The organism is Streptomyces sp. NPDC086077 (assembly GCF_040686175.1).
Lineage (GTDB): Bacteria > Actinomycetota > Actinomycetes > Streptomycetales > Streptomycetaceae > Streptomyces.
Genome location: NZ_JBFBJT010000098.1, coordinates 1 through 18,800 on the forward strand (window position 1 = coordinate 1; position 18,800 = coordinate 18,800).

The 18,800-nt window shown below is 70.2% G+C and carries 16 protein-coding genes and 1 pseudogene; 10 read left to right on the forward strand and 7 right to left on the reverse strand.

The window, feature by feature from the left end:
* The first annotated feature begins 173 nt into the window (after positions 1-173).
* From AB0O67_RS25260 to AB0O67_RS25270, 3 genes are all read left to right on the forward strand, one after another.
* The gene (locus AB0O67_RS25260; protein WP_365454133.1) at positions 174-1,208 is read left to right on the forward strand and encodes a hypothetical protein; all 1,035 of its coding nucleotides are present in this window, start codon (positions 174-176) and stop codon (positions 1,206-1,208) included.
* Positions 1,209-1,520: 312 nt separating this feature from the next.
* Entirely contained in the window at positions 1,521-1,898 is a 378-nt protein-coding gene (locus tag AB0O67_RS25265) for a hypothetical protein (protein ID WP_365454136.1), read from the forward strand.
* Positions 1,899-2,007: 109 nt separating this feature from the next.
* Complete coding sequence (locus tag AB0O67_RS25270) at positions 2,008-2,625, forward strand: hypothetical protein (protein WP_365454139.1); 618 nt, start codon at positions 2,008-2,010, stop codon at positions 2,623-2,625.
* 88 nt (positions 2,626-2,713) lie between these two features.
* Here AB0O67_RS25270 and AB0O67_RS25275 read toward each other — a convergent pair whose 3' ends face one another.
* The gene (locus tag AB0O67_RS25275) at positions 2,714-3,115 is read right to left on the reverse strand and encodes a hypothetical protein (RefSeq protein ID WP_365454142.1); all 402 of its coding nucleotides are present in this window, start codon (positions 3,113-3,115) and stop codon (positions 2,714-2,716) included.
* Positions 3,116-3,188: 73 nt separating this feature from the next.
* Between AB0O67_RS25275 and AB0O67_RS25280 the strand changes: the two genes are divergently transcribed.
* Positions 3,189-5,453 (forward strand): ATP-dependent RecD-like DNA helicase, encoded by a 2,265-nt coding sequence (locus AB0O67_RS25280; RefSeq protein ID WP_365454145.1) that lies wholly within the window; start codon positions 3,189-3,191, stop codon positions 5,451-5,453.
* A gap of 241 nt (positions 5,454-5,694) precedes the next feature.
* Positions 5,695-6,984: a citrate synthase gene (locus AB0O67_RS25285; protein WP_365454148.1), complete on the forward strand. Its 1,290-nt coding sequence runs from the start codon at positions 5,695-5,697 to the stop codon at positions 6,982-6,984.
* 607 nt (positions 6,985-7,591) lie between these two features.
* Here the strand turns inward: AB0O67_RS25285 and AB0O67_RS25290 are convergent.
* From AB0O67_RS25290 to AB0O67_RS25305, 4 genes and pseudogenes are all read right to left on the reverse strand, one after another.
* Positions 7,592-9,847 (reverse strand): heavy metal translocating P-type ATPase, encoded by a 2,256-nt coding sequence (locus AB0O67_RS25290; RefSeq protein ID WP_365454151.1) that lies wholly within the window; start codon positions 9,845-9,847, stop codon positions 7,592-7,594.
* A 91-nt stretch (positions 9,848-9,938) separates the two neighbouring features.
* Positions 9,939-10,178: a heavy-metal-associated domain-containing protein gene (locus tag AB0O67_RS25295; RefSeq protein WP_365454154.1), complete on the reverse strand. Its 240-nt coding sequence runs from the start codon at positions 10,176-10,178 to the stop codon at positions 9,939-9,941.
* Positions 10,179-10,251: 73 nt separating this feature from the next.
* The gene (locus AB0O67_RS25300) at positions 10,252-11,202 is read right to left on the reverse strand and encodes a PrsW family glutamic-type intramembrane protease (protein WP_365454157.1); all 951 of its coding nucleotides are present in this window, start codon (positions 11,200-11,202) and stop codon (positions 10,252-10,254) included.
* A 189-nt stretch (positions 11,203-11,391) separates the two neighbouring features.
* Positions 11,392-11,484, reverse strand: a pseudogene (locus AB0O67_RS25305) (TetR/AcrR family transcriptional regulator); the annotation flags it as partial.
* Between the two features lie 261 nt (positions 11,485-11,745).
* Here AB0O67_RS25305 and AB0O67_RS25310 point away from each other — a divergent pair.
* Positions 11,746-12,789: a zinc-dependent alcohol dehydrogenase family protein gene (locus tag AB0O67_RS25310; protein WP_365454159.1), complete on the forward strand. Its 1,044-nt coding sequence runs from the start codon at positions 11,746-11,748 to the stop codon at positions 12,787-12,789.
* Between the two features lie 176 nt (positions 12,790-12,965).
* Here the strand turns inward: AB0O67_RS25310 and AB0O67_RS25315 are convergent, their stop codons facing one another.
* Both AB0O67_RS25315 and AB0O67_RS25320 read right to left on the reverse strand, forming a co-directional pair.
* Positions 12,966-13,538: a GNAT family protein gene (locus tag AB0O67_RS25315; RefSeq protein ID WP_365454162.1), complete on the reverse strand. Its 573-nt coding sequence runs from the start codon at positions 13,536-13,538 to the stop codon at positions 12,966-12,968.
* 94 nt (positions 13,539-13,632) lie between these two features.
* The gene (locus AB0O67_RS25320; protein ID WP_365454165.1) at positions 13,633-13,833 is read right to left on the reverse strand and encodes a MerR family transcriptional regulator; all 201 of its coding nucleotides are present in this window, start codon (positions 13,831-13,833) and stop codon (positions 13,633-13,635) included.
* Positions 13,834-14,226: 393 nt separating this feature from the next.
* On the opposite strand from AB0O67_RS25320, the gene iolC reads away from it, so the two are divergent.
* The 4 genes from iolC to iolD are packed head-to-tail and all read left to right on the forward strand — an operon-like array spanning position 14,227 to position 18,800.
* Entirely contained in the window at positions 14,227-15,219 is a 993-nt protein-coding gene (iolC, locus tag AB0O67_RS25325; protein ID WP_365454168.1) for a 5-dehydro-2-deoxygluconokinase, read from the forward strand.
* Positions 15,216-16,097 carry a deoxyribose-phosphate aldolase gene (locus AB0O67_RS25330; RefSeq protein WP_365454170.1) on the forward strand — a complete coding sequence of 294 codons (882 nt, stop codon included), beginning with the start codon at positions 15,216-15,218 and terminating at the stop codon, positions 16,095-16,097. Before iolC ends, AB0O67_RS25330 begins: the two co-directional genes overlap by 4 nt.
* A gap of 7 nt (positions 16,098-16,104) precedes the next feature.
* Positions 16,105-16,926, forward strand: coding sequence for a 5-deoxy-glucuronate isomerase (gene iolB, locus AB0O67_RS25335; RefSeq protein WP_365454173.1), 822 nt, complete (start codon positions 16,105-16,107; stop codon positions 16,924-16,926).
* On the forward strand, positions 16,923-18,800 hold the full coding sequence (iolD, locus tag AB0O67_RS25340) for a 3D-(3,5/4)-trihydroxycyclohexane-1,2-dione acylhydrolase (decyclizing) (protein ID WP_365454176.1): 1,878 nt from the start codon (positions 16,923-16,925) through the stop codon (positions 18,798-18,800). Before iolB ends, iolD begins: the two co-directional genes overlap by 4 nt.

The following is an 18,800-nucleotide window of genomic DNA, read 5'->3' on the forward strand; positions in this document are numbered from 1 at the left end:
CAGGAGGTGCGGAACATCATTCAGTTGCTGAAGACGACGTTGGAGAAGAACGACGGGACGGCGCAGTCGACGTTGCAGCGGGCGAAGTCCGCGGTCGACAACATCGGCTGAGTCGGGTGTCCAAGTTCTTCATTCCTCGTGGCGGAAGGTTCACCCCGGAGGGAACACTGTGATTGCCTCTACCGCTGTTGCCCGCTGTTGCCCGCTGGGCCTGGGGCCGTGACGACGAGACGGCTGATGCCCTGGTCTGCTGTCTTCGTGACCTGATGGCTGCGTATGGCGTTCTGGCTGCACATCGGTTCGCGGTCGGTGCGCCCGCCGTACAGGTGTCTGTGTCGGAAGCCGGCAAGCCGAACAGTGTTCTGTTCAAGGGGGAGCTGGCCGTTGCGGCGGCCTCTTCCGGCTCGACGAGGTCCGCAGAAGCCGTCGCATCACTGGTGGATCAGGTCAGGACAGGATTGCGCGCTGGCGAAATCGGATCCGTGGACGCACACGTCGAGTGCTCCGGCCTCGTCGCGGTGGGGTCCGATGAAGAGTTCCTGCACAACGCCTTGTTCATGCTAGGGGCATCATCGTTCGCCGATTTCGTCACCGTCGACCTGGTGACGGGTAGTGACGTGTGGTTGCCGTTCGACCTGAAAGGGCGGTCCCAGCCTGAAGTTTACGAGGCGAACGCTCCTCGTTTGGCCGCGCTATTGCGTGATCTCTCCAAGGTCTTGGAGTCGGAGACCGATGCTGACGATCCGACGTACTTTGCGAAGCCGACCGAGACGGGTGCTGAAAACTTTTTCGATACACCCGGTTCGGCGTCGGACGTGTGGGGGAGCTTCGAGGTTCCGACGCGCTACGACGTCTTCACGCATGCGCCCGGTTTCGGACGGATCGGGTACCGGCGTACGGCTGAAGGAGATGTGCGCTACGTGCCGGTGCTGAGTGAGCAGGGGATCATCGGCCATCTGTGGGCCTCCGACACCGAGAACGCGGCGAGCTTCGAGCCGAGGGACGTGGGTGACGACGCGATCTACTGTGCCGGGCTGGTGTGGTTGGAGCGGCTGCGGTCCGCGCATGATCGGGGATTGTCCCCGTCGGCGGCTTCGGCCGAGCTGACCGCGATGCCGGATGAGGGCGGCGCGGGCCGTGCGGAATCGGATGCACAGCCGCAGATCATTGATCTTGGCGCTTTGCGGGGACTTGCGGCGGACGAGTGATCCAATGCCCCGACCCAGGCACGGCTCTCCTTCCCTTCCGACGCCTTCACGCCTTCGCAGAGGCACTGAAAACTACCCCCGCCCAGCACTAGGCCCGCACCCGCAGCCCGGCCACCGCGAGTTGGCAGCCGGCATCTCCACCAGAGGGTCGAGGTCCGGCAGGAACTCGGCTTGGATCTCCTGCCGTGGGGTCATGGACCAGGGGTCGGAGCCCTGGAGCAGTCCGCCGATCAAAGTCCCGCCGATCCATGCCGGGCGAGAGGCCGAGCACCAGGTCAGGCGCTTCACCGGTTTCCCGCCGAGTGATGAGAATTGGACACCCTGATGACAGCCGTGCAGCGCATTGACATCGACGACCCCGGCGTGGACATGGACGTCTCGGAGCGGCTGTACTACCGCGGCGAACCGTTCACCGGCGAGGTGACCGAACATCTCGGCCTCAGTCTCGTCAGCCTCGAAACCTACGCCGACGGTTACAAGAACGGGCCCTCTCGCGAGTGGTACAAGGACGGCACCCTCCGCTCGGAGGGCACCGTGCGGAACGGGATGCCCGTCGGCGAGTTCAAGGAATGGCATCCCAATGGTGTGCTCGCGGCGAAGCGAGTGTTCGCCGCGAAAGGGATGACGCTCCTGGAGGACTGCGAATGGGACGAGCACGGCCGGCCGACTCGGACCTGGCGAAGGACCTGACCGCCTTCCCCAACCCAGACGCCGTCCTTCGCCTGGCCACCATGAGCAACACCACGACAGGGGACACGACCGAACCCGGTTCCCATAGGGGATCGGTACGCTCACGACCGTGGGGCTGGACATCACCGCGCTGATCGCAGACCGGTCGTGGCTGGAGGAGGTTCCGCTCGGGGAGCGGCTGCAGCGGCTGAGGGATGCCTGGTACGACGACGGGACGGGGTTCTGGGATGGGGACGGCGCGGCCGCGGTAAAGGGGGACTGGAAGTGGCCGCAGGGGCCCGACAGTTCCTTCTTCGGTGTGTACGAGTTCCTGCACGCCAGTGGCTCGTTCAAGGCGCACTTCTGGGCCGGGCAACGCTGGGAGTCCGCTCGCGACCATGTTGATCCTCAGCTCCGGTCCGAACTCGACACCTTGTTGCTCGGGTTGATCTGGAACGGGCTGAACGGAGAGGCGGAGCACATTGATTCCGACTTCTTCAGCGACGGTCCCAGTTTCTACGGCGTGCTGCTCGCACGGGCGCCGGACAGCGTGCAGGAACTGGCCGAGACCTGGGAGCGAATACGGCCTGGCCTCGGCGGAATGGAACGGGCCTTCACCGAGCATGCCGCACTTCCCCATGGGTGGGTTCGCAACTTCCGCGAGTACAGAGGCCTCCTGGAGGAGTGGGGCCACGTCCTGATCGAAGCAGCCCGGCCAGGCTGGTGCGTTGTGGGGCTCAGCGAATAGGGCAGGGAGCAGCGCACGAGGTGCGCCGCGACGACCAACGCGGCACACCGGGTCTACGAGAGTCGACCGGGATCACGCAGCCTGCCGCTCACGCCACCCGCAGTCCAACCCTGACCATCCTCCCCGTCCGACTGACCAGCAACTCGGGCACGTCCTCTTCGTAGAATCTCACCTGCCCGATCACCCCGTCCCACCGCGCGTGCGCCGCCAGCATCTCCAGCAGTGGGTCGAGGTCCGGCAGCAACTCGGCGTGGATCTCCTGCCGTGCGGTGAGCGACCAGTGGTCGGAGCCGTTGAGCAGTTCACCGGTCAGGACTCCGCCGATCTTGGTGGCGGGTCCGCGGTCCGCGAGGAGAGGGAACAGGTCCGGCGTCGCGTCGACCGGTTCCGTCTCGCCGAGGCCGAGATGCCACCGCAGGGTGTGGAGGACGGCCCCTGGCACGGTGGGCGAGAGATCGAGGGCCAGTTCCACAGCGAACATGTCAGCCATGCGGGGAGTCTAGGTCCGGCGGACCCCGGCCCTCTCTCCCCCCGCTGTCACACCCCACCGGTACCGTCAGATCATGTCCAACCAGCCGCCACCGGCACCCGGTGAACGACGACTGGCCGTCCTCGAAGGCGTCCTTGAGCGGATCACGTATGCCAACGAGGAGAACGGCTACACGGTCGCCCGCGTCGACACCGGACGAGGCGGTGGTGACCTCCTCACGGTCGTCGGCGCCCTGCTCGGCGCGCAGGTGGGCGAGTCGCTGCGGATGGAGGGGAGATGGGGCTCCCACGCGCAGTACGGCAAGCAGTTCACCGTGGAGAACTACACGACCGTCCTCCCGGCCACCGTCCAGGGCATCCGCCGCTACCTCGGCTCCGGCCTGGTCAAGGGCATCGGCCCGGTCTTCGCCGACCGCATCACCCAGCACTTCGGCCTGGACACCCTGCAGATCATCGAGGAGGAGCCGAAGCGGCTCATCGAGGTCCCCGGCCTCGGCCCCAAGCGGACGAAGAAGATCGCCGACGCCTGGGAGGAGCAAAAGGCGATCAAGGAGGTCATGCTCTTCCTCCAGACCGTCGAGGTGTCCACCTCCATCGCCGTGCGCATCTACAAGAAGTACGGCGACGCCTCCATCTCCGTCGTCAAGAACCAGCCGTACCGCCTCGCCGCCGACGTCTGGGGCATCGGCTTCCTCACCGCCGACAAGATCGCCCAGTCCGTCGGCATCCCGCACGACAGCCCGGCGCGCGTCAAGGCCGGTCTGCAGTACGCCCTTTCGCAGTCGACGGACCAGGGCCACTGCTACCTGCCGGAGGAACGCCTCATCGCAGACGCCGTCAAGCTCCTCCAGGTCGACACCGGGCTCGTCATCGAGTGCCTCGCCGAGCTCGCGGCGCCCCCCGAGGACGGCGAGGACCCAGGAGTCGTACGGGAGTCCGTGCCCGGCCCCGACGGCGGCGAGCCCGTCACCGCCGTCTACCTCGTCCCCTTCCACCGCGCCGAGCTCTCCCTGTCCGCCCAGCTCCTGCGCCTCCTGCGCACCGATCAGGACCGCATGCCCGGCTTCCACGACGTCGCCTGGGACAAGGCACTGACGTGGCTGAAGGGCCGTACCGGCGCCGACCTCGCCCCCGAGCAGGAGGCCGCCGTCAAGCTGGCGCTGACGAAGAGGGTCGCCGTCCTCACCGGGGGTCCCGGCTGCGGCAAGTCCTTCACGGTGCGGTCGATCGTGGAGCTGGCCCGCGCCAAGCAGGCCAAGGTCGTACTCGCGGCCCCGACCGGCCGTGCCGCCAAGCGGCTCGCCGAGCTCACCGGCGCCGAGGCCTCCACCGTCCACCGGCTGCTGGAACTGAAGCCAGGCGGGGACGCCGCGTACGACAAGGACCGGCCCCTGGACGCCGACCTCGTGGTCGTCGACGAGGCCTCCATGCTGGACCTGCTCCTCGCCAACAAACTGGTCAAGGCCGTACCGCCCGGCGCGCACCTCCTCTTCGTCGGTGACGTCGACCAGCTCCCCAGCGTCGGTGCGGGCGAGGTGCTGCGGGACCTCCTCGCCGACGGCAGCCCGATCCCGGCCGTGCGGCTCACCCGTGTCTTCCGGCAGGCCCAGCAGTCCGGCGTGGTCACGAACGCCCACCGGATCAACGCCGGGCAGCATCCCGTCACCGACGGCATGAAGGACTTCTTCCTCTTCGTCGAGGACGACACGGAGGCCGCCGGGCGGCTCACCGTGGATGTGGTGGCCCGCCGTATTCCGGCCAGGTTCGGGCTGGACCCCCGCCGGGACGTCCAGGTGCTCGCCCCCATGCACCGGGGGCCCGCGGGCGCCGGCACCCTCAACGGGCTCCTCCAGCAGGCCGTCACTCCGGGGCGCCCCGACGTGCCGGAGAAGCGGATCGGCGGGCGGGTGTTCCGCGTCGGGGACAAGGTCACCCAGATCAGGAACAATTACGAAAAAGGGGAGAACGGTGTCTTCAACGGCACCGTGGGCGTGGTCACCTCGCTCGACCTGGTCGACCAGCGCCTGACGGTGCTGACGGACGAGGACGAGGAGGTTCCGTATGAATTCGACGAACTGGACGAACTGGCACACGCCTACGCCGTGACGATCCACCGCTCGCAGGGGAGCGAGTACCCGGCGGTGGTCATTCCGGTGACCACGGGCGCCTGGATGATGCTTCAACGCAACCTGCTCTACACGGCGGTCACCCGGGCCAAGCGACTCGTCGTCCTCGTCGGCTCGCGCAAGGCGATCGGCCAGGCGGTGCGCACGGTGTCGGCGGGGCGCCGCTGCACGGCCCTCGACTTCAGGCTGGCTCCACGCGGCCTGGGGGCCTGATTCCGGCACCCTGGAGTCCTGATCCGGTCCGCGGTCGAAAAATGATCGATCAAACGAGTCGCAAAGGTCACAGAGCACTTCCGGAAGCGGAATCGACCGGGCAGGATGGCAGGTTGGCGGCACTGAGTGCCGCCGACAAGCCCAATGGTCGACCCCGAGTGCACTCTCCTGAGCCAAATGGGGGATGGTAGAGACAGTCAGGGCACCTCGAAGATGAGGCACTACGTCGGTGAGGGAAGACGTGAGCGACAACTCTGTAGTACTGCGGTACGACGGCAGCGAGTACACCTACCCGGTGATCGACAGCACCGTCGGGGACAAGGGCTTCGACATCGGAAAGCTCCGGGCCCAGACCGGTCTGGTGACCCTGGACAGCGGTTACGGAAACACGGCCGCCTACAAATCCGCCGTCACCTATCTGGACGGCGAGGCCGGCATCCTCCGGTACCGCGGTTACCCGATCGAGCAGCTGGCCGAGCGCTCCACCTTCCTGGAGGTGGCGTACCTGCTGATCAACGGTGAGCTGCCGACCGTCGACCAGCTCACCGGCTTCAAGGACGAGATCACGCGGCACACCCTGCTGCACGAGGACGTCAAGAACTTCTACAAGGGCTTCCCCCGTGACGCCCACCCGATGGCCATGCTGTCGTCGGTCGTCTCGGCGCTGTCCACCTTCTACCAGGACAGCCACAACCCGTTCGACGAGCGGCAGCGCAACCTCTCCACCATTCGTCTGCTCGCCAAGCTTCCGACGATCGCGGCCTACGCGTACAAGAAGTCGATCGGTCACCCGTTCGTCTACCCGCGCAACGACCTCGGTTACGTCGAAAACTTCCTGCGCATGACCTTCTCGGTGCCGGCACAGGAGTACGAGCTCGACCCGATCGTGGTCGCCGCGCTGGACAAGCTGCTCATCCTGCACGCGGACCACGAGCAGAACTGTTCGACCTCCACCGTCCGCCTGGTCGGCTCGTCGCAGGCGAACATGTTCGCCTCGATCTCCGCCGGCATCAACGCGCTGTGGGGCCCGCTGCACGGCGGTGCCAACCAGTCGGTGCTGGAGATGCTGGAGGGCATCCGCGACTCCGGCGGCGACGTCGACACCTTCATCCGCAAGGTGAAGAACAAGGAGGACGGCGTCCGCCTGATGGGCTTCGGCCACCGGGTCTACAAGAACTTCGACCCGCGTGCCCAGATCATCAAGGCCGCCGCGCACGATGTGCTGTCCGCGCTCGGCAAGTCCGACGAGCTGCTGGACATCGCGCTGAAGCTGGAGGAGCACGCGCTCTCCGACGACTACTTCACCGAGCGCAAGCTCTACCCGAACGTCGACTTCTACACCGGTCTGATCTACCGGGCCATGGGCTTCCCGACCGAGATGTTCACGGTCCTGTTCGCCCTCGGCCGGCTGCCGGGCTGGATCGCCCAGTGGCACGAGATGATCAAGGAGCCGGGTTCCCGTATCGGCCGCCCGCGCCAGATCTACACGGGCGTCGTCGAGCGCGACTTCGTCCCGGTCGAGGAGCGCTGATCCCCCGCGGCCGCCTGACGCACAACAGGCGGCCGCATCCAGCGGCACTACGGAGCGGCTGGGCACAGCCGTACACGGCAACAGGGCAAAACAGAAGGCGCCCTGGTCCGTCAGTCCCCCCACGGGCCGACGACCAGGGCGCCTTCCCATGTCCCGGTGCGGATTCCCCCCACGGGATCCGGCCGGGCGTCTGTGAGAAACCAGCGCCTGAATCGCTGTTGCTGCGTCTTGCCGTACTGCGGTGGTGCGCCGTGCGGCCCTGCGGTCTGCCGGGACAGCGCACGCTGGGAGGGCCGCTCAAAGCTCCCCGGTGTACGTGTCCCGGCAACGCATCTCTGAGGAAGTCCCCCAAGACATCCCCAGATGCCAGGTGACGCCCCCCAAGACGCCCTCTGACATCGCCAACTTAGACCTTCGAACCCCTTCGATGGTTACGTTCACACCACTGTGATCTGCGTCTCTCGCATATGTCCCGCTAGATGCGCAAGAGGCCCGGTACGAAGAACCGGGCCCAAGCGTAAGGATGATGCGCGAGCCTTGTGAAGAGCTTATGTGAGGCTCGCGCCGGACTGAAGGGGGATCCTGCCTTTTCAGGGGAACTCCCGGATCAGCGGAACGCCCGCAGCCGCAAACTGTTCGTCACGACGAACACGGACGACAGGGCCATCGCCGCTCCCGCGATCATCGGGTTCAGCAGCCCCGCGGCGGCCAGCGGCAGCGCCGCCACGTTGTAGCCGAACGCCCACACGAGGTTCCCCTTGATCGTGGCGAGGGTCCGGCGGGACAGCCGGATCGCGTCCGCCGCCGCCCGCAGGTCCCCGCGGACGAGGGTCAGGTCGCCCGCCTCGATCGCCGCGTCGGTGCCCGTACCCATCGCCAGCCCCAGATCCGCGGTGGCGAGCGCGGCCGCGTCGTTGACGCCGTCGCCCACCATGGCGACCGTCCGCCCCTCGGCCTGCAACCGCCGTACGACCTTGACCTTGTCCTCGGGCAGCACCTCGGCGATCACCTGGTCGATGCCGACGGTCTCGGCCACCGTCTCGGCGACCCGCCGGTTGTCCCCGGTCAGCAGCACCGGCGTGAGCCCGAGCTCGCGCAACTCGCGCACGGCCTGCGCGCTGGTCTCCTTCACGGTGTCCGCGACCGCGAGCACCCCGCGCGCGACCCCGTCCCAGCCGACCACGACGGCCGTACGACCGCTGCTCTCGGCCTTGTCGCGGGCGCGCGCCAGCTCCTGCGGCAACTCCCCGAAGAGGCGCCCCACAGCCACCTCGAAGCCCTCCACGTGCCCGCGTACGCCCCGTCCCGGCACGTTCTCGAACCGCGCGGCCGGCGGCAGCTCCCCGACCCGCTCGGCGGCACCGGCGGCCACGGCCCGGGCGACCGGGTGCTCGGAAGCGTGTTCGAGGGCGCCCGCGAGGCGCAGCACCTCCCGCTCGTCGGCGCCTTCGGCGACGTACACCTCCTGGAGGGTCATCCGGCCCGTCGTCACCGTGCCGGTCTTGTCCAGGACCACGGTGTCGACCCGACGGGTTGACTCCAGGACCTCGGGGCCCTTGATCAGGATGCCCATCTGGGCGCCGCGGCCCGTGCCGACCATCAGGGCGGTCGGGGTGGCCAGGCCCAGGGCGCACGGGCAGGCGATGATCAGGACGGCGACGGCCGCGGTGAAGGCGCCGACGCTGTCGCCGGTCGCGCCGAGCCACACGCCGAAGGTGGCGGTCGCGAGCAGCAGCACCACGGGTACGAAGAAGGCGGCGACCTGGTCCGCGAGCCGCTGCACCTCCGCCTTGCCGTTCTGGGCCTCCTCGACCAGCCGGGCCATCCGCGCCAGCTGGGTCTCGGAGCCGATCCGGGTCGCCTCGACGACCAGCCTGCCCCCGGCGTTCACGGTGGCGCCGGCCACCGCGTCCCCGGCCGCCACGTCCGCCGGCACCGACTCGCCGGTCAGCATCGAGACGTCGACCGCGGAGGCGCCCTCCACGACCGTGCCGTCGGTGGCGATCTTCTCGCCGGGGCGTACGACGAACCGGTCGCCGACGGCCAGTTCGGTGACCGGCACGCGCACCTCGCGCCCGTCGCGCAGCACCGCCACGTCCTTCGCGCCGAGCTCCATCAGGGCCCGTAGCGCGGCGCCCGCGCGGCGCTTGGAGCGGGCTTCCAGGTAGCGGCCGAGGAGGATGAAGGCGGTGACTCCGGCGGCCACTTCGAGGTAGATCGCCGAGGCGCCGTCCGTGCGGGAGACGGTGAACTCGAAGGGGTGGCGCATGCCGGGCATGCCCGCGTGCCCGAAGAACAGCGCCCACAGGGACCAGCCGAACGCGGCCAGCGTGCCCACCGAGACGAGCGTGTCCATGGTGGCCGCGGCATGCCGTGCGTTGGTCCAGGCGGCCTTGTGGAAGGGCAGGGCTCCCCAGACGACGACGGGCGCGGCGAGGGTGAGGGACAGCCACTGCCAGTTGTCGAACTGGAGGGCCGGGATCATCGCGAGCAGGACGACGGGGGTGGCGAGAAGTACGGAGACGATCAGGCGCTGCCGCAGGGGAGCCAGCTCGGGGTCCCGGGGCGCCTCTTCCGGTTCCGGTCGTGGCGGCGCGGGCTCCGCGGCCGTGTAGCCGGTCTTCACGACGGTGGCTATCAGGTCGGCGACCTCGGTTCCGGCCGGGTAGCTGATCCGGGCCTTCTCCGTGGCGTAGTTCACCGTGGCGCTGACGCCGTCCATCCGGTTGAGCTTCTTCTCGACGCGGGTCGCGCAGGAGGCGCAGGTCATGCCGCCGATCAGCAGTTCGACCTCGGAGACCGGCGTGGCTATGGAGGTCCCTGGGGCGGTTTCTATGGAGGTCCGTGTGGTGGTGCTGGTCATGTCCGACTCCGACTCCAGACGACGGACCGGACCGTACGGGACCGGCCCCCGGGGGCGGCTCGCCGGTACGGCCCGGTGCGGGGAAGCGTGCTCAGGCGCGGCCGACCAGCTCGAAGCCGGCCTCGTCGACGGCCGCGCGGACGGCCTCCTCGTCCAGCGCGGCCGCGGAGACGACCGTGACCTCGCCGCTGGCCGCGACGGCCTTCACCGAGCTGACGCCGGGCAACTGGGAGATCTCGCCGGAGACGGCGCCCTCACAGTGCCCGCAGCTCATCCCGCTCACCTTGTAGACGGCGGTGACGGAACCCGGGGTGTCGGTCTGCGCGGTCATGTCGTACTCCTCGTCGAGGCAGATGGGACGGACGGGGCCCAGAAGGGTCCCCGGTACACTTAAGACTATACCCCTAGGGGGTACTTCTCCAGGAGGGGGCGCGGCGGGTCAGTGAGCGCGCCCAGGCGACGCCGAGCAGCGCCATGGCGACCAGTCCGACCAGCGAGAGCAGCGTGAAGAGGTGCTGCTGTTCCTCGGTGGGGTGCGCGATGTAGCCCTCCGTGAACAGGTGCCGGCCGGGCTCGCCGCCGGTCAGCCGGACCACCAGCCAGACGGCGATGCCATGGGTGGACTCCCCCAGGGCATGCAGCAACGCCACGCCCAGGTATGTCGCGGCGACCGCGCCGGTGAGGCGGAAGCGTCCGTTCGGGTGGCGGCAGGCGAGCAGGACGCCACCGGCGATCGCCGTCCACATGCCCTGCCCGAAGGGCGCCAGGACCCCGCGCAGGATCTCGGTCTCCAGCAGTGCCCTGAAGCCGAGGCCCGGGGTGGCCACGGCCGCGTGGAACGCGTACCCGGCGCCTTCCATGGCCGCGAAGCCGAGGCCGACCGTCGCACCCAGCACGAGCCCGGCCCGCAGGCCGCGGATCCGGGTCTGGCGGCGCAGGACGAACACCAGCGCGCCCAGCTTCATCGCCTCCTCGGCCAGACCGAGACCGGCGAACATCCGCGGGGACGGGTACAGCAGCAGGTCCTTCGTCAGCGAGGCGCCCAGCACCCCGAGCGTCCCGCCGGTCAGGAAGCACCCGAGGATCACGCTGACACCCAGGTCACGGCCGTGCCGCTCGTACGCCCACAGCACGAAGGCGACGGGCATCAGGAAACTGCCGAGCAGGATCAGGGTGGGCAGCAGGGCGGCGTTCCCGGTCGCGTGGACGACGATCGCGGTCAGCGCCCACAGCGCCAGCCCGCTCCACAGGCAGCGCCGCCACAGGCCCGCACGGACCCGGGGGTACGACGGCGGTGGTTGCTGCGGACTCGGAATCCGGGCGCGGGGCGCGCCGGGCGGCGGGAACTGGGTCACGGCGGTCCCTCGTACTCCTGTGCTGCTGCTCCCGATGGAGCGAGTTGTCCGAACCGTATGCGTGTGCGGCGTATGCCGCATTCCGGCCGGTAGGAGTCAGGGGTGCTCAGGGGGCGCCCGACGGGTGCTCCGGCGCTCAGCGGGTGTGGGTGGCGGTCAGGGCCTCCAGGTGGCGCGGTGCGGGTGACGTCGGCCGGGGATGTCCGGGCCGTGCATCAGGGTGAAGAAGACCGGGTGCCGGCAGTTGAAGTCGATGAGCCGGTCGACCGTGGAGTCGATCGCCCGCGCGACAAGGTGACGGCCGGGAGTTAGCGTTCCGCGATGAGCGGGGCCGAGGCCTGGACGCGGGGTGGGCCCTGGGCCCGGACATGGGGTACGGCCAGGGCTTGGGGCACGCCAGGCCTGGACGCCTGGTCGGGCCAGGACGTGGGCATGCCCCGGGACCCGGACAGGGCGTGCGCCCAGGCCCCGCCCAGGGCGTGCACCCCGGACCCGGGCGTTGTGCGCCCAGGTGGCGGCCGAGACGAGAGCGAGGGGCGACGAATGCGGGCTGTGGTGTTCGAGCGGTTCGGGGAACCCGCCGAGGTGCGGGAGGTGGCCGATCCGCGGCCCGCGGAGCACGGGGTGGTCGTGCGGGTGGAAGCCACCGGTCTGTGCCGCAGCGACTGGCACGGCTGGCAGGGCCACGACCCGGACATCACACTGCCCCACGTGCCCGGTCATGAACTCGCCGGTGTCGTGGAGGCGGTCGGCGCCCGGGTGGCGGGCCGGCGGCCCGGCGACCGGGTCACCGTTCCGTTCGTCTGCGCCTGCGGCACCTGCCCGTCCTGCGCCGCCGGCGACCAGCAGGTGTGCGAGCGGCAGACGCAACCCGGCTTCACACACTGGGGTTCGTTCGCCCAGTACGTGGCGCTGGACCACGCCGACGTGAACCTGGTCGCCGTCCCTGACGGCATGGGCTTCGCGACGGCGGCCTCACTGGGCTGCCGGTTCGCGACGGCGTTCCGCGCGGTCGTGCAGCAGGGCCGGGTGGCGGCGGGCGAGTGGGTGGCGGTGCACGGGTGCGGGGGCGTGGGCCTGTCGGCGGTGATGATCGCGGCGGCTTCGGGGGCGAGGGTGGTCGCGGTCGACGTGTCGGCGCGGGCGCTCGAGCTGGCACGGCAGTTCGGCGCGGCGGAGTGCGTGGACGCGTCCCGCACGCCGGACACGGCGCCCGCGATCCGGGACCTCACCGGAGGCGGCGCTCACCTCTCGCTCGACGCCCTCGGGTCCCCTGCCACCTGCGCCGCCTCCGTCAACGGCCTGCGCCGCCGCGGTCGGCACATCCAGGTCGGCCTGCTTCCCTCACCCACGGGCACCACACCGGTCCCCATGGCCCGCGCGGTGGCCCTGGAGCTGCAACTGCTCGGCAGCCACGGCATGGCGGCCCACACCTACCCCCCGATGCTGGAGGCGGTACGGGCAGGCACACTCCGCCCCGACCTGCTGGTGACCGCGACCATCCCCCTGGACGCCACCCCGCACGCCCTCGCGGCACTGGGCAACGCGCCGGGCGCGGGGGTGACGGTCATCGAACCGTGGAGCTGACCCCTGCGCCCCCGAGCCCCGAAAGCCGCCCCCGAGCCCCTGGAAGCCGACACCCAGCTCCAGGAGGCAGACCCCCAGCACCCGAAGCAGGCCCCCAGCGCACGAAAGCCACCCCCCAGGGCCCGAATCCGACCCCCAGCACCCGAAGCCCCCGCCCCAATGAACCCCCGGCCCCCTTAAACCCCCACCCCCTCCTCAAGCCCCCGCCCCTCGGCATACCCCCGATGGACAGCCCACTCCCGGTCGAGGACCGCCATCAGCACCTCGTCCACCCACTTCCCGTCCCGCAGCGCAGACTCCCGCCGCACGCCCTCGACCACGAATCCCACCTTCCGGTAGACGCGCAGGGCGCGTTCGTTGTCGCCGTACGCCTCCAGGTGCACGCGGTGAAGCCCGAGTCGCTCGAAGCCGTGGCCGACGACGAGCCGGGTGGCCTCCGTGCCGAGGCCCCGGCCGCGACCGCGCGGACCGATGAGGGTACGGAAGTTGCAGCTGCGGGTGTGGGGGTCCCACTCGTTGAGGACGACCTCGCCGACGACCTCGCCGGTGTCACGGTCGGTGACGGCGAGATCGAGCCGGTCGGGCTGCGCGGACCGGGAGCCGTACCAGGGCCGCACGCTCTCCAAGGTGACTTCGGTGGTCGCGTCGAAGGTGAAGCGGATGACCTCGGGATCGCTCAGGATCTCCCAGATCGCGTCCGCGTCGGCCGCCGTGAACGGCCGCAGCACGGTCCTCTCGCCGGTGAGCACGGCTTGTCGGAGAAACTCATGCGCATGACTGTGCCCCACGCGAACGTGGGGCACCACGGATATTCCGCCGGAGGGACAGCTCACCGTAGGCCGGTCACTCCTCCCGTCGGCCGCGATTGCCGGGCCGGGAGGCGACCCAGGCGCGGACGGTGTCGGCGTACCAGTAGGGCTTGCCGCCCTCCACATGGTCGGGCGGGGGCAGCAGCCCGTGCTTGCGGTAGGACCGCACGGTGTCCGGCTGCACCTTGATGTGGGCCGCGATCTCTTTGTACGACCAGAGCCTTCGGTCGGTCATGAGTGCACCTCCCTGCGCGTGCCGCGGCGGCGGCCGTGGACCGGCCGTCCGGGGGAGCCGGGCGCTGCGCTGGCGATCAATCACCAAGCCTGTGCCCGCCCAACGACGGAGAGTGACGACAGGACAGCGGCTGTGTGCCGGGTGTGACGCGCAGCCCGCGTACACCGGACATGTGTGACAAGGGAGTGGCGTTTGTGACAGACGCGAAGCAAAGGAGCACGCTGGGGTGCCGGGCGGGGCGCGTTGACATGGGGGCGCCGCCGGGTCACCGTTGCCGCGAAACGGCTACTGGTCCGAATGTCTGGACAAACTATTGACAGGCCTCCCGCGCGGAGACTAAAAACCGGAGAGAGCCGCCGACGGAGGCGCGACGGGGAACGCGAAGGGATCTCGATGGCGTACGACCTGATCACCATGGGGCGGATCGGCGTGGACCTCTACCCGCTGCAGACCGGCGTCCCGCTCCCGCAGGTGACGTCCTTCGGAAAGTTCCTCGGCGGATCCGCGACCAACGTCGCCGTGGCCGCCGCCCGTCTCGGCCGGCGCACCGCGGTGATCACCCGGACCGGCGGCGACCCGTTCGGCACCTATCTGCACGAGGCGCTGCGCGGCTTCGGCGTCGACGACCGCTGGGTCACACCGGTGCCCGGGCTGCCGACCCCGGTCACCTTCTGCGAGGTCTTCCCGCCGGACGACTTCCCGCTCTACTTCTACCGGCAGCCCAAGGCCCCGGACCTGGAGATCGACGCCCACGACCTCGACCTCGACGCCATCCGCGCGGCGGGCATCTTCTGGATGACCGGCACCGGCTTGAGCGAGGAGCCCAGCCGTACGGCCACGCTCGCCGCCCTCGCCCATCGTGACAGGTCCGGCACCACGGTCTTCGACCTCGACTGGCGCCCCATGTTCTGGCGGGACCCGGACGCGGCCCGCCCCTTCTACACCGAGGCGCTGAAGCACACCACCGTCGCCGTCGGCAACCTCGACGAGGTGGAGGTCGCCACCGGCGTCCGCGAACCGCACGCGGCGGCCGCGGCACTCCTCGACGCCGGTGTCTCCGTGGCCGTCGTCAAACAGGGTCCCAAGGGCGTCCTCGCCGTCAGCCGCGCGGGCGAGTCGGTCGAGGTCCCGCCGCTGCCTGTCGACGTCCTCAACGGCCTCGGCGCCGGCGACGCGTTCGGCGGCTCGCTCTGTCACGGCCTGCTGGCCGGCTGGGACCTGGAGAAGACCATGCGGCACGCCAACGCCGCGGGCGCCATCGTCGCCTCCCGCCTGGAGTGCTCCTCCGCCATGCCGACCCAGGCCGAGGTGGCGGCGGCCCTCAGCGCGGGCGCCGTGCGCGCCGGCACCCCGGCACCCGCCCACTCCACGGGAGCCTCCCAGTGACCGTCGACATCGCGGACCTCGTCCGCACCCGCACCCACCACCCCGAGGCGATCGCCGAGGCCGCCGCCCGCCGCGTCCGCCGGCCGCTGGTGGACGCCGACGGCCGCCTCATGATCGTCGCCGCCGACCACCCGGCCCGTGGCGCGCTCGGTGTCGGCGACCGCAAGCTGGCCATGGCCAACCGCGGCGACCTGCTCGAACGCCTCTGTCTCGCGCTCGGCCGCCCCGGCGTCGACGGTGTCCTCGCCACCGCCGACATCCTCGACGACCTGCTGCTGCTCGGCGCTCTCGACGGCAAGGTCGTCATGGGTTCGATGAACCGTGGCGGACTCCAGGGCGCCCGCTTCGAACTGGACGACCGCTTCACCGGCCACCGCCCCGAGGACATCCAGCGCCTCGGGTTCGACGCAGGCAAGCTGCTGCTGCGCATCGACTACGGGGACCCGGGCTCCCTGACCACCCTGGAGTCCACCGCCCGCGCGATCGACGAGATGGCGGCACGCCGGCTGCCCGTCTTCGTCGAGCCGTTCATCAGCCGCCGGGACACCGGCGGACGGCTGCGCAACGACCTGTCCGCCGACGCCGTCACCCGGTCCATCGCCATCGCCTCGGGGCTGGGCGGCAGTTCGGCGTACACCTGGCTGAAGGTCCCGGTCACCGAGAACCCCGACGACATGGCCCGGGTGATGGCGACCTCGACCCTGCCCGCCGTGCTGCTCGGCGGCGACGTCGGTGACGACCAGGACAGCGCGTACGAGAAGTGGCGCGGCGCCCTCCAGCTCCCCACCGTGCGGGGGCTGGTGGTCGGCCGGTCGCTGCTGTACCCGGCGGACGGCGACGTGGCCGCCGCCGTGGACACCGCCGTAGGACTGCTGTGAGGGCCGCATGAGCAACGAGTTGTACGTCCCGAAGGGCGCCACCGCCGACGCGGACCACGTGCTCGACATCGACCCGGAGCTGGCCGGCTGGACCCACAGCAGCCTGCGGATCGTCGAGCTGGAGGCGGGCGCCACGCACACCTTCACCACCGGGGACAGCGAGTGGATCGTGCTGCCCCTGCAAGGCGGTTGCACCGTGCAAGTGGTTGACGCGGTGTTCCAGCTGCTGGGCCGGGAGAGCGTCTTCGCCGGAGTCTCGGACTTCGCGTACGTCCCCCGTGACACCCAGGCACAGATCACCTCCGGCGCGGGAGGCCGCTTCGCCCTGGCAGGAGCGAAGTGCGAGCGACGACTCCCCGCTCGCTACGGCCCCGCGCCGGAGGTCCCCGTCGAGGAGCGCGGCAGCGGCAACTGCGCCCGCCGGGTGCGCAACTTCGCCTCCGCGGACGCCTTCACGTGCGACAAGCTCATCGCCGTCGAGGTGATCACCCCCGGCGGCAACTGGTCCTCGTACCCGCCGCACAAGCACGACGAGCACCGGCCGGGCGAGGAGTCCGAGCTGGAGGAGATCTACTACTTCGAGATCGACGGCCCAGGCGGCCTCGGCTACCAGAGGGTGTTCCCCTCCCGTGAGGGCGGCGCCGACCTGCTCGCCGAGGTCCGCACCGGCGACGCCGTTCTCGTCCCCGACGGCTGGCACGGGCCGTCCATCGCCCAGCCCGGCCACGACATGTACTACCTGAACGTCATGGCGGGACCCGGCCGGACCCGGGAGTGGCGGATCTGCTTCCACCCGGACCACGTCGACAGCACAGGGGGTTACCGATGACCACCAGGCTCACGGTCGCACAGGCGCTCGTACGCTTCCTCTCCGTCCAGCACACCGAGCGGGACGGCGTACGGCAGCGGCTCATCGGCGCCACCTGGGGCATCTTCGGCCACGGCAACGTCGCCGGACTGGGCCAGGCGCTGGTCGAGTACGCGGACGACATGCCGTACCTCCAGGGCCGCAACGAGCAGGCCATGGTGCACGCGGCGGTCGGCTACGCCCGTCAGTCGAACCGCCTGTCCACGCACGCGGTGACGACCTCCATCGGGCCGGGCGCGACGAACCTGGTCACGGGCGCCGCCCTCGCGACCGTCAACCATCTCCCGGTGCTGCTGCTGCCGGGCGACATCTTCGCCACCCGCCCCGCCGACCCGGTCCTCCAGCAGCTCGAAGTGCCGTACGCCGGCGATGTGTCGGTCAACGACAGCCTGCGCCCGGTGTCGAGGTACTTCGACCGCGTCACCCGCCCGGAGGCGCTGATCCCGGCGGCGCTCCAGGCCATGCGGGTACTGACCGACCCGGTGGAGACGGGTGCGGTCACGCTCGCGCTCCCGCAGGACGTCCAGGCCGAGGCGTACGACTGGCCGGAGGAGTTCTTCGCCGAGCGCACCTGGGTGGTACGCCGCCCGGGCGCCGATCCGACCGAGCTCGCCGAGGCCGTGACCACGATCAGGGCCGCCCGGCGGCCGCTGGTGATCGCCGGCGGCGGAGTCCACCACAGCCGCGCCGAGAGCGTCCTCGCCGAGTTCGCCGAGGCCACCGGCATCCCGGTCGCCTCCACCCAGGCCGGCAAGGGCTCCCTGCCGTACGACCATCCGCAGGACGTCGGCGGCATCGGCCACACCGGCACCGCCACCGCCGACGAACTGGCCCGCACGGCCGACCTGGTGATCGGCGTGGGCACCCGCTACACCGACTTCACCACCGCGTCCGGAACGCTCTTCGCCGACCCCGAGGTCCGTTTCCTCAACCTCAACATCGCCGCCTACGACGGCCACAAGCTCGCCGGATCGCCCCTGATCGCGGACGCGCGCAGCGGCCTGGCGGAGCTGACCGAGGCGCTCGCGCTGCACGGCCACCGGGTCCCGGAGGCGTACCTCACGAAGTACACGCGGGAGAAGGCGGGCTGGGAGCGCCGCGTCGACGCCGCCTACGAGGCCGCCGAGCCCACCGCGCGGCCGACGCAGACACAGGTGCTCGGCGCGCTGGACGCACTGGTGGACGCGTCGGACGTGATCATCAACGCCGCCGGCTCGATGCCCGGTGACCTGCACAAACTGTGGCGGGCCCGGTCCTTCGACCAGTACCACCTGGAGTACGGCTACTCCTGCATGGGCTACGAGATCCCGGCCGCGATCGGCGTGAAGCTGGCCGCGCCGGACCGGCCGGTGTGGGCCCTGGTCGGCGACGGCACCTACCTGATGATGCCGACGGAGATCGTGACCGCCGTGCAGGAGGGCATCGCGATCAAGTTGCTGCTCGTCCAGAACCACGGGTACGCGTCCATCGGGGGCCTGTCCGAGGCGACCGGCGCGGAGCGCTTCGGAACCGCCTACCGCTATCGAGAGGGCGACGGCACGTTCTCCGGCGCCCCGCTCCCCGTGGACCTGGCCGCCAACGTCGAGAGCCTCGGCATGCGGGTGCTGCGCGCCCGGACCGTCGACGACCTGCGCTCGGCGCTCGCCGAGGCGCGGGCCGCGGACACTGCCACATGTGTCTACGTCGAGACCGAAACGGCAGACACAGTGTCGGGCGCGCCCGAGGCGCAGGCCTGGTGGGATGTACCTGTGGCCGAGACCGCGACCCGATCGTCCGCGGTCAAGGCCCGTGAGCTGTACGAACGGCACGTCTCGACCCGACGCCGCCATCTGTGA

Coding starts and splice junctions, on each gene's coding strand:
- AB0O67_RS25275 (WP_365454142.1), bottom strand. CDS start 3,115: ATGGCTGACATGTTCGCTGTGGAACTGGCCCTCGATCTCTCGCCCACC.
- AB0O67_RS25280 (WP_365454145.1), top strand. CDS start 3,189: ATGTCCAACCAGCCGCCACCGGCACCCGGTGAACGACGACTGGCCGTC.
- AB0O67_RS25290 (WP_365454151.1), bottom strand. CDS start 9,847: ATGACCAGCACCACCACACGGACCTCCATAGAAACCGCCCCAGGGACC.
- AB0O67_RS25295 (WP_365454154.1), bottom strand. CDS start 10,178: ATGACCGCGCAGACCGACACCCCGGGTTCCGTCACCGCCGTCTACAAG.
- AB0O67_RS25310 (WP_365454159.1), top strand. CDS start 11,746: ATGCGGGCTGTGGTGTTCGAGCGGTTCGGGGAACCCGCCGAGGTGCGG.
- AB0O67_RS25320 (WP_365454165.1), bottom strand. CDS start 13,833: ATGACCGACCGAAGGCTCTGGTCGTACAAAGAGATCGCGGCCCACATC.
- iolC (WP_365454168.1), top strand. CDS start 14,227: ATGGCGTACGACCTGATCACCATGGGGCGGATCGGCGTGGACCTCTAC.
- iolB (WP_365454173.1), top strand. CDS start 16,105: ATGAGCAACGAGTTGTACGTCCCGAAGGGCGCCACCGCCGACGCGGAC.
- iolD (WP_365454176.1), top strand. CDS start 16,923: ATGACCACCAGGCTCACGGTCGCACAGGCGCTCGTACGCTTCCTCTCC.